The sequence below is a fragment of the Brevibacterium sp. SMBL_HHYL_HB1 genome, from assembly GCF_018208375.1.
GTDB classification, from domain to species: Bacteria; Actinomycetota; Actinomycetes; order Actinomycetales; family Brevibacteriaceae; genus Brevibacterium; species Brevibacterium intestinavium.
This window is the reverse complement of the sequence record NZ_CP062936.1, coordinates 2,559,404-2,572,606: the sequence shown is the minus strand read 5'-3', so window position 1 is coordinate 2,572,606 and position 13,203 is coordinate 2,559,404. Positions and strand designations below refer to the sequence as shown.

General features: G+C 65.0%; 13 protein-coding genes. 10 read left to right on the top strand and 3 right to left on the bottom strand.

Annotation, left to right across the window (positions count from 1 at the left end; translation table 11 throughout):
* The first annotated feature begins 30 nt into the window (after positions 1 to 30).
* Complete coding sequence (locus IG171_RS11960; RefSeq protein WP_249203667.1) at positions 31 to 318, top strand: integrase core domain-containing protein; 288 nt, start codon at positions 31 to 33, stop codon at positions 316 to 318.
* A gap of 30 nt (positions 319 to 348) precedes the next feature.
* Here the strand turns inward: IG171_RS11960 and IG171_RS11955 are convergent, their stop codons facing one another.
* Both IG171_RS11955 and IG171_RS11950 read right to left on the bottom strand, forming a co-directional pair.
* On the bottom strand, positions 349 to 1,320 hold the full coding sequence (locus tag IG171_RS11955; RefSeq protein ID WP_212127666.1) for a hypothetical protein: 972 nt from the start codon (positions 1,318 to 1,320) through the stop codon (positions 349 to 351).
* A gap of 340 nt (positions 1,321 to 1,660) precedes the next feature.
* Complete coding sequence (locus IG171_RS11950) at positions 1,661 to 2,482, bottom strand: HAD-IIA family hydrolase (protein WP_212127665.1); 822 nt, start codon at positions 2,480 to 2,482, stop codon at positions 1,661 to 1,663.
* A 156-nt stretch (positions 2,483 to 2,638) separates the two neighbouring features.
* Here IG171_RS11950 and IG171_RS11945 point away from each other — a divergent pair, with 156 nt between their 5' ends.
* Both IG171_RS11945 and IG171_RS11940 read left to right on the top strand, forming a co-directional pair.
* Complete coding sequence (locus tag IG171_RS11945) at positions 2,639 to 2,989, top strand: metalloregulator ArsR/SmtB family transcription factor (protein ID WP_212127664.1); 351 nt, start codon at positions 2,639 to 2,641, stop codon at positions 2,987 to 2,989.
* A gap of 76 nt (positions 2,990 to 3,065) precedes the next feature.
* Positions 3,066 to 3,560 (top strand): SRPBCC domain-containing protein, encoded by a 495-nt coding sequence (locus IG171_RS11940; protein WP_212127663.1) that lies wholly within the window; start codon positions 3,066 to 3,068, stop codon positions 3,558 to 3,560.
* Between the two features lie 76 nt (positions 3,561 to 3,636).
* Here IG171_RS11940 and IG171_RS11935 read toward each other — a convergent pair whose 3' ends face one another.
* Positions 3,637 to 4,296: a histidine phosphatase family protein gene (locus tag IG171_RS11935; protein ID WP_212127662.1), complete on the bottom strand. Its 660-nt coding sequence runs from the start codon at positions 4,294 to 4,296 to the stop codon at positions 3,637 to 3,639.
* Between the two features lie 85 nt (positions 4,297 to 4,381).
* Between IG171_RS11935 and IG171_RS11930 the strand changes: the two genes are divergently transcribed.
* The 7 genes from IG171_RS11930 to IG171_RS11900 all read left to right on the top strand — a co-directional run bounded on the left by IG171_RS11930 (position 4,382) and on the right by IG171_RS11900 (position 13,181).
* Positions 4,382 to 4,912 (top strand): MaoC family dehydratase, encoded by a 531-nt coding sequence (locus IG171_RS11930; protein WP_212127661.1) that lies wholly within the window; start codon positions 4,382 to 4,384, stop codon positions 4,910 to 4,912.
* Between the two features lie 8 nt (positions 4,913 to 4,920).
* Complete coding sequence (locus IG171_RS11925; RefSeq protein WP_212127660.1) at positions 4,921 to 5,724, top strand: CoA ester lyase; 804 nt, start codon at positions 4,921 to 4,923, stop codon at positions 5,722 to 5,724.
* 12 nt (positions 5,725 to 5,736) lie between these two features.
* The gene (locus IG171_RS11920; protein ID WP_212127659.1) at positions 5,737 to 6,402 is read left to right on the top strand and encodes a peptide deformylase; all 666 of its coding nucleotides are present in this window, start codon (positions 5,737 to 5,739) and stop codon (positions 6,400 to 6,402) included.
* A 47-nt stretch (positions 6,403 to 6,449) separates the two neighbouring features.
* Positions 6,450 to 6,980, top strand: a complete 531-nt coding sequence (msrA, locus tag IG171_RS11915; protein ID WP_212127658.1) for a peptide-methionine (S)-S-oxide reductase MsrA — start codon at positions 6,450 to 6,452, stop codon at positions 6,978 to 6,980.
* Positions 6,980 to 7,846 carry a nitroreductase family protein gene (locus tag IG171_RS11910; protein WP_212127657.1) on the top strand — a complete coding sequence of 289 codons (867 nt, stop codon included), beginning with the start codon at positions 6,980 to 6,982 and terminating at the stop codon, positions 7,844 to 7,846. The genes msrA and IG171_RS11910 overlap by 1 nt, the downstream gene beginning before the upstream one ends.
* On the top strand, positions 7,843 to 9,096 hold the full coding sequence (locus tag IG171_RS11905; protein ID WP_249203666.1) for an MFS transporter: 1,254 nt from the start codon (positions 7,843 to 7,845) through the stop codon (positions 9,094 to 9,096). The genes IG171_RS11910 and IG171_RS11905 overlap by 4 nt, the downstream gene beginning before the upstream one ends.
* A 140-nt stretch (positions 9,097 to 9,236) precedes the next feature.
* Positions 9,237 to 13,181: an efflux RND transporter permease subunit gene (locus tag IG171_RS11900; protein ID WP_249203665.1), complete on the top strand. Its 3,945-nt coding sequence runs from the start codon at positions 9,237 to 9,239 to the stop codon at positions 13,179 to 13,181.
* Positions 13,182 to 13,203: the final 22 nt, after the last annotated feature.

Genomic DNA, 13,203 nt, shown 5'->3' with positions numbered 1-13,203 from the left:
GAATCGACGTTCAAGACCATCAAGTACCACTTGGACTTTCCCACCCGGTTCGAATCCATCGATCATGCTCGTGACTACATGGCCGCGTTCATTGCTGACTACAACGCGAACCACCGCCACAGCGGCCTGAATTATTACACTCCCAACGATGTCCATCACGGACGTACCGAGCTTGTCCGGGCCCGTCGCCAAGCCACTCTGGAGGCCCGTCACTGCGCGCATCCGGAACGATTCCACACCAGCCCCATAGCCGCTGGCCCACCGACCCACGCCGGCATCAATAGCCCAGAAAACACCGAGCTGTCACAAACAGCTTGAAATATACCGGGCACCCCCGTGTCTCGACGCTCAGCCCGTTTTTCGCTGATTCGCGGTCTCGATAGCTCGCTTGATCGCGGCGAAAATGCGGGGCCTGAAGAGGTCTCCGAAGCTCAGGTTGAAGACGGTGAAGCCTGCATTGAGCAGATCCATATTGCGCTGATGGCTCGTTTTGGACGCTTCATCGGGACCGTCAGGGCTGAGGTAGAACTTGCCGACACCATGGACTTCCACTGCGACGGCTGCACACTTGTGCCGAAAATCATTTCGGCCGATGAATCTGCCTGACTCTGTGAAGGTCTCGACCTGCGGGACCATCCCAGTGATTCCGAACCGGTGGAATTTCACCGCACATACCGCCTCGGCAGGGGATTCATATTCAGCACTCGAGAGCTCGACAGCCAGTAGGGCTCTTCTGCGTCCCCGCTTCCCTTTCACCAGCCGCTCTGTGATGTCCGACCGGTCGACCTTTCCCGCACGGAGCGCTTGAGAGATGAGCGGCACGGAAACCTCGAGCGAACGGTCAAGGGAAACATCGGCCAAGGTCCTGGGCAGAGTAGTGACCGGATAAGCGAACTCGGATGAGATCTCTTCCGGTGGAAGTCTTCGCGAGTACATCAGCACGTCATCGTAGTTGCGGGTAGGGGAATCCCTGGAGATTTCGACTTTCGATGATTCGATCAAGGCCGGGTCGAGACGGTGGATGAGCGCAGCCGATACATGAGAGAACACACCTCCCGGCCGAAGAGAATCGAGGCGGCATGCGATCTGGACCCGCAGTTCCTCGGCTTCGTCTCGCAGATCTCCGAAAACAGTCGGGAACGAAGTGTCGTGATCCGTAGAAAGACCGCGGATGGGTCCGTGATGGTCATCGTCACAGGCCCTGCGGATCACGAAGTGGCCCTTCCTGACTCTGCGCAGGCAGCATCGTTCCGCTTCGGCCATCTGTTTGCGGGTCATACCGAGTTCACGGAGCTGCCGCGTCGTCAGCACTTGGAACACTCATCAAGCATGAACCAAATACGCAATAAATGCAATGAAAAAAGATCAAATGGCATCAAACCGCATATTCAGCATTGGGTAATCGGGTTCCGGAGAGTCTGGCGTGGGTGCTCTCCTGTGCTGGGGCGGCCGCGGGCCGCGGAGCGGTCGCCGGGGCAGCTTCATCGAGAAACGGGCTGAGTGTCGAAAAACGCGTGGGCACACCCGTGTTTCGACACTCAGCCCGTTTTTCGGCGAATCCACGTGTGCCTCAACCCGTTTGTCGCCAGGTGGAGGCTGCAGGCGCCAGCTTCTCGCCGCTGGGAGGCTGTATGTCCGGCGCCGCAGGTGCGGGGCCGCCTCAGGCGGAGCCGGTGGTGTCGGGGCCGAGCTCTCCGCGGTTCTCCAGCGGCACATCGAGCAGCTCGTGGACTCCGTTGACGATCTCGTTGGGTCGGAATGGGAAGCGGCGGACATCCTCGGCGGTGGAGATTCCCGACAGCACGAGGACCGTGTGCATGCCCGCTTCCATCCCGGCGATGATGTCGGTGTCCATGCGATCGCCGATCATCGCTGTGCTCATCGAATGCGCGCCGATCCTGTTCAGGGCCGAGCGGAACATCATCGGGTTCGGCTTGCCCACGACGTAGGGCTCGCGGTTCGTCGCCTTCGTGATGAGTGCGGCGATGGCGCCGGTGGCCGGCAGGACGCCCTCGGGGCTGGGGCCGGTGGCGTCCGGGTTCGTGACGATGAAGCGGGAGCCGGCATCGATGAGGCGGATCGCCTTCGTGATCGCCTCGAACGAATAGGAGTGGGTCTCACCGACGACGACGAACTCGGGGTCGTGCTCTGTCATGACGAACCCGGCCTCGTGGATCGCCGTGGTCAGCCCCGCCTCGCCGACGACATAGGCCGTGCCGTGCTCGACCTGGTTGGACAGGAAATCCGCGGTGGCCATCGCCGAGGTCCAGATGTTCGACTCGGGGACGTCGAGTCCGTTCGAGCGCAGCCGGGCGGAGAGGTCACGGGCGGTGTAGATGGAATTGTTCGTCAGCACCAGATAGGGGATGTCCGCCTGGCGCCACTGGGCGAGCAGCTCGGCGGCTCCCGGCAGGGGATTGTTCTCCTTGACCAGGACACCGTCCATATCGGTCAGCCAGCAGTCGATCGAATCGCGATCCATGTCTCTCCTCGAACTCGGGGTGGGCCGAAGCGGCTGCTTCCAGCCTAGTCGGGTTGGGCGCAAGTGTGCTGAGAAGTCCGATCCGATGATGCGCACCCCTTGACGGGACGTCAGAGCAGTGTATTGTAGTAATCACTTAATTAAGGGGATGCTTAAATGAGTATGGATCTCGTCTTCGCGGCGCTGGCCGACCCGACTCGTCGGGCGATCATCGATCGGCTGCGCTCGGGAGACAAGAGCGCAGGTGAGCTTGCGGAGCCGCTGCCGATCAGCCGGTCCGCGGTCTCCCAGCACCTCAAGGTGCTCGAGACTGCAGGGCTCATCACGCGGTCGAAATCCGCACAGCAGCGCATCGTCGCACTCAACGCCGACGCGCTCACCGAGGCGACCGGCTGGCTGCAGTCGGCTCACGACGAATGGCAGCAGCGCTTCGACAATCTCGATCGCATCCTCGCCGAGGAGGTGCCCACTGACCCTGCAACGACCGATCCGTCGACCGCGGAATGAACCGCGGACCCGACATCGACGAAACGATGAACCGAACGACGCGGACATCATGCACGACTCAAGGGGGAGAACAGCGATGAACGCCGAGAACACAGACCACACAGCCACCGACCCGAACAGCGCACAGGCGGAGGAGCCCGGCTTCACCATCGTCCGCGAATTCGCCGCACCGCGCGCCCGCGTCTGGGAAGCATGGACGAATCCGGACGTGATGGCCCGCTGGTTCCACCCCGAAACGCTGGTGACCCCACGCGAATCCGTCTCCGTCGACCTGCGCGTCGGAGGCGAGTACACCTATACGATGCGCATCCCCGACACGGGACAGGAGTTCCCGACCGCCGGGAAGTACCTCCGCATCGACGAACCCGACCGCCTCGATTTCACGTGGGGGAGTCCCGGCGAGGTCGACGAGGCTCCGCGCGTGAGCATTGAACTCGACGAGCTCGACGCCGGCCGCACTCGCATGACCTTCACGCTGACCGGCCTGCCGGACGACTCGGGTTCGGACGAGAGCGTGTACGACGGATGGTCATCGGCTTTCAGCGAACTCGATACCGAGCTGAGCTCCTGACCGGTGCACAGCCGATCAGACGGCCATCTCACTAAGAGCAGGCAAATGCCCTCTGCTCTCACAGCGGTGGACCACCTCAGGCATCGCCGAGGTGGTCCACCGCCGCCAGCGATTGCAGGGTCCGATTGCCGAACAGATCGTCCTCGACCAGTTCTGTGATGCACCCTGATCGCGCCGCGAACGTCGCCCGGCCCATCGCCTCGAGAGGCAGCTCGAGCCATCGACCGATGACGAACGTGTGGGCGAAGCCGTGCGTGACGACCACCTGGTGCGAGGCCCGCTGTGCGAGGACCTCGTCGACGGCGGCGTAGATCCGAGCACCGGCCTCACGCCGCGTCTCCGCCCCGTCGATGCCTTCGGCATGATCGAGCCGCGCCGCATGGTCGAAGGCATCATCCGGCACGGGCGGGAAGACGAAGCGCTCGTCCAGCCAGGACTGCGCCCGCCCCTCCGCGACCCCGTACGACTTCTCGCGCAGGTCCGGGCGGTCGACCACTCGACTGCCGAGCCGATCGGCGATCATCTCGGCGGTTGCGCGGGCCCTCCGGAGATCGGAGGTGAAGACCTGCGCCGAGGCACCCGCCGGAATCCGTGACTGCAGCTCGGCAGCGATGCGATCGGCTTGGAACTCACCGCGAACGGTGAGTGCGGAATCGTGCCACCCGCCGACCCGCGACTCGAGATGATGTCGCGACTCGGGATGCGTGACGACGACGAGCGTTCGTGTGATGGCCATGATGGGCTCGATCCTACCGACCCCCGGGTCGCAGGGCTCCGGTGAATGGCGATAAACTCAAATCACGACGAGTGAGGAGCGTTACATGAGTGACAAGGTCATTGCACAACGAGGTCTGTGGCTGGACGAGATGGAAGTCGGCGCCACCTATAAGCACGCGCCGGGCCGCACCATCACCGAGGCGGACAACACCCTGTTCACGGCCGTGTCCATGAATACACAGGCCCTGCACCTCGACGCCGCATGGTCGGCCACCGAACCCTTCGGTGAGCGCCTCGTGAACTCGATGTTCACTCTTGCCACCCTCATCGGCCTGTCCGTATCCCAGCTCACCCAGGGCACGACGGTCGGAAACCTCGGCTTCTCCGAGGTCAGCTTCCCGGCACCGATGTTCCACGGCGACACCCTCTACGCGGAGACGACGATCCTCGACAAGCGCAATTCGAAGTCGCGTCCCGGCCAGGGCATCGTCACCTTCGAACACCGCGGCTACAACCAGGACGGCAAGCTCGTCGCGAAGGCCGTGCGCCAGGCGATGATGTTCGACTCCAGCCACGAATCCGCAGCTGCGAAGTCCGCCGCCGATACCGCCGACCAGACCGAAACCGGAAAGTGAGCACGCCCATGGCACTCGAGTTCAAACCCGCCTGGCTCTTCGTCCCCGGCGACCGCCCCGACCGGTACACGAAAGCTGCCGAACGCTCGGATATCGTCATCCTCGACCTCGAGGACGCCGTCAACGAGGCCGACAAAGCCGCCGCGCGGGAGTCCATCGTCGACTTCCCCCTCGACCCCAGCCGCACGGTCGTGCGGGTGAACTCCCACGATTCGGGCCACCTCGGCGAGGACCTCAAGATGCTCGCACGCACCGACTACACGGCCGTGATGCTGCCGAAGGCAGAACTCGCAGCGGATCTGTCGATCCTGTCGGGCTTCCAGGTCATCGCGCTCATCGAAACCGCGCTCGGCGCCGTCAACGTCGCCGAGATCGCCGCCGCCCCGAACGTCTACGCGCTGATGTGGGGATCCGAGGATCTCATCGCTGACCTCGGCGGAGGCTCTTCACGCAAGGATGACGGCGGCTACCGGGACGTAGCCAAGCATGTGCGCAGCCAGACCCTGCTCGCCGCCCGGGCCCACAGCAAGTTCGCCCTCGACTCGATCTGGGCGGACATTCCGAACCTCGAGGGCCTCGCCGCCGAAGCCGAGGACGCCGTGCAGTCGGGCTTCTCCGGTAAGGTCTCCATCCACCCCAACCACGTGCCCGTCGTCCGCGACGCCTTCCGCCCCAGCGACGAACAGCTGACATGGGCACAATCCGTGCTCGACCTGGCGAAGACGGAGAAAGGCGCATTCTCCTTCGAGGGCAAGATGATCGACGCCCCGCTGCTCAAGCACGCCGAACTCATCGTCGCTCGCGCGAGCTGAGGAAACCATTCCATGCACGCAGCCGATGCGCTGATCGCCGAACAGATCCGGGCTGTCCTCACCGCCGCCGAGGAGGGAGATGGGACCGCGCCCATCGTCGAGGCCGGTGACCCCGTCCTGCGCACCGACACCCGCCCCTTCGACGGGCAGGTCGACGATGCCGAGCTCGAGAAGCTCGCCGAGGTGATGCGAGCAACCATGCTCGCAGCCCCCGGAGTCGGCCTCGCCGCCCCGCAAGTGGGCATTGCCTTGTCGATGTTCGTCGCCGAGGATCCCGGCGCCCGCGATCCCGAAGTCGCGAAGGTCCGGCAACGGGAGCCGATGCCGCTGCGAGTCGTCCTCAACGCGGGATACGAACGCGCCGGCGCAGACGACGTCGCCTTCTATGAAGGATGCCTGTCGATCCCCGGCTACCAGGCCGTCGTCGCCCGCCCCCGCACAATCGCATTGACAGGCACCGACCTGCAGGGCAGCCCCATCGCCGAGGAGGTCTCCGGCTGGTCGGCACGCATCGTCGCCCACGAGACCGACCACCTGTCCGGAATCCTCTTCCTCGACAAGGCCGAGATGCGATCCCTGGCGACGAACGGATCGGTCGCGAAGTTCTGGCACCAGCCCTCGACGCAGAAGGCAGCCGCCGAGCTCGGCTTCTCTCTGCCGTCCGGTTTGGTGATGTGAGCCGGGGCTGCCGGGAATAACCTGCGCGTGTCATCGTTATACGAATCATGAGCGATCTTCAGACTCTCACTCTCGGCGCCGGCTGCTTCTGGTGCCTCGACGCCGTCTACCAGCGGACCACCGGCGTGAGAGAAGTGATCTCCGGCTACACCGGCGGCCACACCGACAACCCCGGCTACCGCGAGGTCTGCTCCGGCATGACCGGCCACGCCGAAGCCCTGCAGGTGACCTTCGACGCCGACATCGTCCCCGAAGAGGTCATCCTCGGCCTGTTCTTCACCGGCCACGACCCCACGAGCCTCAACCGTCAGGGCTACGACGTCGGCACCCAGTACCGGTCGGCCATGTTCTACCGCGACGAGACCGAGAAGCAGCATTTCGCCGAAGCCATCGAATCCGCACAGTCCCTCTTCGACGATCCGATCGTGACCACCCTCGAACCCCTCGGCACGTTCTATCCCGCCGAGGATGTCCACCAGGACTTCTACACCGCGAACCCGGACAGCGGCTACTGCCGTGTCATCATCGACCCGAAACTCAGCAGGGCACGCACCGCCTTCGCCGAATGGGTGAGCTGATGGGCAGCCACAGAAAAGACAAGTGCAAGAAGTCCAAACACAAGGCCCGCAAACGGTCCAAAGACGCAGGCGGCGATGCCTGCGAAGTGACCAAAGACCGCGTGCGCGCCCACTTCCTCGACGGCAACACCGGCCCCTGGGCGAAGGACCTCGCCGCGCAGGACGCACAGACCGCCCGCTCGGCGCAGAGCGAGCACAACGCTGACCACGCCGAGGATGCCGCCGCCTCGGCGAAGGGCAGCACCGCGACCATCACGCCCACCCGCCGCGGACCCGACTACTCGGTGCCGTCATCGATCGACATCGTCGCCGATCCCGTTCTCCACGCCCTGAGCACACGGCGGTCGATCTCGAAGGTCGACCCGGAGACCCCGAACGACTCCGACCTGCTGGAGATCATCCGGTCGATCTCCTCGGTCGCCGACCACAAGTCCCTGCGCCCCTGGCGCTTCCTCATCATCCGCGGAGACGACCGGCTCCGCCTCGGCGAGGCCCTCGACGAAGCCGCCGGAGTCGTCCGCAAGCCGGGAGAGACAAACACGAAGCCGCTGCGAGCCGAACTCCTGCTCGCCCTCGTCTCCTCACCGGCCAAGCATGACAAGGTTCCCGAATGGGAGCAGCACGCCACGGCCGCCGGTGCCGGACACCTTCTCGAGCTCGCTCTGTGGCAGGCAGGCTGGGGAGTGATGTGGCGGTCGGGAACCCTGACGAACACCGAACCGGTGCGTCGCCTCCACCGTCTTGCCGATCACGAGCTGCTCATGGGCTGGTTCTACATCGGAGCCGTTTCCGAACGCTACCGACAGCGGCTGACCACGAGCACCCGCCCCCTGCCGAAGCCCGAACAGTTCCTCGATACCCTGTGAGCACACCCGACACCGAGACTCCGGAAACGCGCCGCCTGCCCAAGGAGATCTACGTCCTCGTGGCAGCGGCCTTCATCGTCGCCCTCGGCTACGGAATCATCGCTCCCGTCCTGCCGCAGTTCGCAGCGAGCTTCGACTTCGGGGTCACGGCCGCAACCATCGTCGTCTCCTCGTTCGCATTCTTCCGGTTCGTGTTCTCACCCTCGTCTGGCCGCCTCGTCGATGCCTTCGGTGAACGCCGAATCTACATCACCGGCCTCCTCATCGTCGCCGCCTCCACCGCGGCCGTCGCCTTCGCCCAGAACTACTGGCAGCTGCTGATCTTCCGCGGGCTCGGCGGCATCGGCTCGACCATGTTCAGCGTCTCCGCGATGGCCCTCATCGTCCGGCTCGCCCCGATCGACGCCCGTGCGAAAGCCTCTTCGACGTATGCGACAGCGTTCCTCGTCGGCAATATCGCCGGGCCCGTCCTCGGCGGTGCGATGGCCGGATGGGGGATGCGCATCCCGTTCGTCATCTACGCCGTCGGTCTGCTCATCGCCGCCATCGTCGTCCGCGTCTTCCTCGGCTCCACCGCCTCATTCGGCTCCTCCACGAAGTCCGGGCGTGCCCGCCTGGAGGCGGAGAAGGACAAGGAGCAGCAGGAAGTCATGTCCTTCCGGGAAGCCTGGAAGGATTCGGCCTACCGCTCCGCGCTCATCTCCGCTTTCGTCCAAGGCTGGTCGGCGATGGGCATCCGCGTGGCCATCTACCCGCTCTTCGCCATCCAGGCACTCAAGGCCGATACGGCCGTGGCCGGACTGGCTCTGACCATGTTCGCCATCGGCAATGCCTCGGCGGTCACGGTCGTGGGGCGCTTCGCGGACACCGTCGGGCGCAAGCCCTTCATCCAATGGGGTCTGTTCGTCCTCGGCGTGACGACCGCGGCGTTGGCCTTCATCGACTCGATCTGGCTGTTCTTCGCCTTCTCGGTCATCGCCGGAGTCGGATCCGGCCTGGCCAATCCCGCGCAACAGGCCACCGTCGCCGATGTCATCGGCCGCGAACGCAAGGGCGGCCGAGTGCTCGCCCGCTACCAGATGGCCCTCGACGGCGGAGCGATCCTCGGCCCGATCATCGCCGGAGCCGTCGTCGACCACTTCGACTACTCGTGGGCGTTCCTGCTCACCGGTGTCCTCGGCATCATCGCCGCCGGTATGTGGTTCTTCGGCCGCGAGACCCGACCGAGGCAGCCGGCTTCGACTCAGTGACGCAGGTGCGGCTGGGCGCGCCCCGGTTCTGATTCCGAGAAGTCAGGTTTTCCTCATGGGCGGCTCAGCGGATACTCACTAGGATGGCTCTGTCGGCGTTCTGCGTCGTCGCCCTGTCTACGACAAAGAAAGTCCCCTCTGTGAGTTTCCTGACTCGACTGAGCTTGAAGAACCGGGCGCTCATCGCGCTGATCTCCGTCGTTGCCGTCATCTTCGGCGTCATCGGAGCCGGTGCCCTCAAGCAAGAGCTCTTCCCATCCCTCGACAACCCACAGGCCACGGTCACCGCCTCCTACGAGGGGGCGACCCCCGAGGCAGTCGAATCCGAAGTCACCGACCCCCTCGAAGGGGCGCTGACCGCACTGCCCGAAGTCGAGGACATGACCTCGACATCCTCGGCGGGCAGTTCGCAGATCACCGTGGGCACGAAGTACGGCGACGACTCCGATGACGTCGTCCGTGCTCTGCAGCGCGCGGTCTCCCAAGTGCAGCCGACCCTGCCCGACGGGGTCGAACCGAACGTCATGATGATGGGCACCGACGATATTCCGGTTCTCGCCCTCTCCGTGACCTCCGACGCCGATGAAGACCAGCTGGCCGCGAATCTCGAGGACATGGTCGAACCGGAGCTGAAGAAGGTCGACGGAGTCTCCCAGGTGCAGATCGCCGGTGCGAAGACCAAACAGGTCGAGATCAGCATCCGTCGTGACGATCTCGAGGACGAAGGAGCCAACCTCGACGAGGTGGCCGGAATCCTCCAATCCAACGGCGTCCCCACCTCGGCGGGTGAGCTCAAGGGCGCCGACGGCACGGCCCCGGTCGAGGTCGGCACGCGCATCCGCTCGATCGATGCGATCAAGGACCTCGTCATCTCCGGCAAGGACGAACCGGTCCAGGTCTCCGACGTCGCCGACGTCACACTCGTCGACGAGCCCGTCGAATCGATCTCGCGCACCAACGGACAGCCGTCGCTGTCCGTGTCGGTGATGAAGGAATCCGACGCGAACACCGTCGACGTCTCACACGCGGTGGCCGACAAGCTGCCTGAACTCGAGAAGATGATGGGCGACAACACTGAGTTCGTCTCCGCGTTCGACCAGGCACCGTTCATCGAGCAGTCCATCCACGATCTGCTCAACGAGGGTGGGTTGGGCCTGATCTTCGCGGTCCTCGTCATCCTTGTCTTCCTGCTCTCGGTGCGGGCGACGATCATCACCGCCATCTCCATTCCGCTCTCCCTCCTCATCGCTATGATCGGGCTGTGGATGGGCGGGGAGACCCTCAATATGCTCACCCTGGGAGCGCTGACGATCTCCGTGGGCCGCGTCGTCGACGACTCCATCGTCGTCATCGAGGCGATCCGAAGACGTCATGCCTCCGGTGGCGACAAATTCTCGAACATCCTCGCCGCCGTCTCCGAGGTGGCCGGGGCCATCACCGCGTCGACCCTGACCACGGTGGCCGTGTTCCTGCCGCTGGCGTTCGTGACGGGGCAGACCGGCGAGATGTTCCGGCCCTTCGCCCTGACCGCGACGATCGCCCTGCTCTCCTCCCTGTTTGTGGCGCTGACGATCGTGCCCGTCCTCGCGTACTGGTTCCTCCGTCAGCGTGAAGCGAAGGTCAAGCTCACCCGCGCTGAGAAGGCCGAGATCCGTCGCAGCCGCAAGTCGATGCTGTCGCAGTGGCGGACAGAGAAGAAGGCGGCGAAGAAGGCCGACAAGAAGCGCGACCTCGTCGCCGCCGGTGCCGAAGCCGAGGACACCGGCCCGCGCGACGATGCCGATTCCTCCCTTCCGGCTGCTGCCTCTGCGCGAGGTGAAGCCTCCAGCCGGTCCGAACCGACCGGAGTGGCCGCGGGTGGTCCGCGCTACGGCGAATCCGAAGACGGCACGGAGGCAGTCGACGAGCTCGCTGGAATGCATTCTCCGGTGACGCGTCTGCAGAAGACCTATATGCCGGTCATCGGGTTCTCGACGAAGTACCCGATCGTCATGATCCTCATCGCCGTGCTCATCCTCGGCGGCACCGGAGCGATGATTCCCCAGCTGAAGACCGAGCTCTTCGGCGACACCGGGCAGGACTCCCTGCAGATCTCTCAGACCTTCGACCCGGGCACGGACCTCGATGAGGCATCGGAGCAGGCGAAGAAAGTCGAGGACATCCTCGCCGATGCCTCCAATGTCGACAACTATCAGCTGTCGCTGGGCGGAACATCGTTCGGCTTCACCGATGACTCGTCGCTGACGGGCACGTATATCGTCAACACGAAGTCCGGAGTCTCGGCGCAGTCGATCTCCGCCGACCTGCAGAAGCAGTTCGACGAGCTCGACGGTGCCGGTGACGTCGAGGTGGCGAGCCAGAGCTCGACCCCGGGTGCGCAGACGATCGACGTCACGCTCACGGCCACCGACGCGCAGGAACTCGAAGACGCGACGAAGAAGGTCAGCGACAAGCTCGAAGGCGTGTCCTCGGCACAGTCGGTGACCAGCGATATCGCTGCGGTCCAGCCCGTGATCGAGGTCAAGGTCGATCATGAGAAGGCCGCAGAGGAGAACCTCACCGAGGCGTCCATCGGCCAGTATGTGCAGCGGGCCATGCACGGTCAGCAGATCGGTGAGGTCGTCATCGACGATGTCTCGCATTCGGTGCTGCTCTTCGATCGCAATGCCGACACCGTGGAGAAGCTGCGTGAACTCAAGATCCCGGGCAAGCCGGAAGAGACAGCCCCTGCCGGCGGAGCCGGTGCGGGTGCTGCAGGCGGAGGCGCTGGAGGAGCTGCCGGAGGCGCCGGCGGTGCAGGTGATGCCGGTGCGGCCGGTGGTGCCGAAGGAGCCGGAGGCGCTGGCGGTGCCGGTGGTTCGGGTGACGCCGGTGCGGCCGGAGGAGCCGGCGGCGCTGGCGGAGAAGGCGGTGCTGGTGGAGCCGGCGGTGCTGGTGGCGGTGCCGGTGGCGCAGCCGGCGGAGATCCGAATGCGGGCGCTCCCGTGACCTCGGAGCCGCGCTTCATCGAACTCGATGAGGTCGCCGAGGTCAAGGAGGTCAAGACCGCTCCGACGATCCGCCACACGGATTCGCAGCGCTCGACCACCGTGTCCGTGACCCCGGAGGGCGATGACCTCGGTGCTGTCTCGACCGAGGTGCAGTCGGCCCTCGACGAGGTGGACCTGCCCGATACGGTGTCCGTCGACACCGGCGGTGCCACCCAGGAGCAGAACGAAGCGTTCTCGCAGCTGGGACTGGCGATGCTCGCGGCGATCCTCATCGTGTTCGTCATTATGGTCGCCACGTTCAAGTCGCTGCTGCAGCCGCTGATCCTGCTGGTCTCGATCCCGTTCGCGGCCACCGGTTCGGTAGCGCTCTCGCTCATCACCGACACCCCGCTGGGGCTGACGTCGATGATCGGTCTGCTCATGCTCATCGGCATCGTGGTCACGAACGCGATCGTGCTCATCGACCTCATCAACCACTTCCGTGTTCGCGGGGTCGACCTGCGCACATCCGTCGTCCACGGCGCCCGGCTGCGTTATCGTCCGATTCTCATGACCGCGGCCGCCACGATCTTCGCGCTGCTGCCGATGGCCCTCGGGCTCACCGGCGGGGGAGTGTTCATCTCGAAGCCGTTGGCGATCGTCGTCATCGGCGGCCTGGTCAGCTCGACGCTGCTCACGCTCATCCTCGTGCCGGTGCTCTACCTGCTGCTCGAAGGAGTGAAGGAACGCCGGGCCGAGAAGAAGTACGTGAAGAACATGGCCCGCGGAGAGGTCCTCGACGCCGCCGAAGCCCGGGCGAACCAGCGGGAGACCGCCACGGTGCCCGCCGGTGCGGGAGCCGCAGCCGCCGGTTTCGGTGAACCTCGGACACGGACAGAGGGGGTGGCCCCCACCGAGGAGGCCGCACCGACCGCGGACCCGAGGTCCACGGATTCGGGCAGCACCGCCTCGGCGTCGGATGAATCGACGGACGCCGACCACGGAGGCGGCGGGCGGGAGGCCGACGCGGAGCGAGGCAGCGGGCAGGAAACGGACTTCACCCTGCGCAGCCAGAACCCGCGCCGCGACGACGGGGACGGTGAACCCAAACACTGATCCGTCCCGGCTAGAGTTGAGT

Excerpts from the sequence above, each read along its gene's own strand:
- IG171_RS11950 (WP_212127665.1), bottom strand. The coding sequence starts at position 2,482 with ATGGATCGCGATTCGATCGACTGCTGGCTGACCGATATGGACGGTGTC.
- IG171_RS11945 (WP_212127664.1), top strand. The coding sequence starts at position 2,639 with ATGAGTATGGATCTCGTCTTCGCGGCGCTGGCCGACCCGACTCGTCGG.
- IG171_RS11940 (WP_212127663.1), top strand. The coding sequence starts at position 3,066 with ATGAACGCCGAGAACACAGACCACACAGCCACCGACCCGAACAGCGCA.
- IG171_RS11920 (WP_212127659.1), top strand. The coding sequence starts at position 5,737 with ATGCACGCAGCCGATGCGCTGATCGCCGAACAGATCCGGGCTGTCCTC.
- IG171_RS11930 (WP_212127661.1), top strand. The coding sequence starts at position 4,382 with ATGAGTGACAAGGTCATTGCACAACGAGGTCTGTGGCTGGACGAGATG.
- IG171_RS11910 (WP_212127657.1), top strand. The coding sequence starts at position 6,980 with ATGGGCAGCCACAGAAAAGACAAGTGCAAGAAGTCCAAACACAAGGCC.
- IG171_RS11925 (WP_212127660.1), top strand. The coding sequence starts at position 4,921 with ATGGCACTCGAGTTCAAACCCGCCTGGCTCTTCGTCCCCGGCGACCGC.
- msrA (WP_212127658.1), top strand. The coding sequence starts at position 6,450 with ATGAGCGATCTTCAGACTCTCACTCTCGGCGCCGGCTGCTTCTGGTGC.
- IG171_RS11935 (WP_212127662.1), bottom strand. The coding sequence starts at position 4,296 with ATGGCCATCACACGAACGCTCGTCGTCGTCACGCATCCCGAGTCGCGA.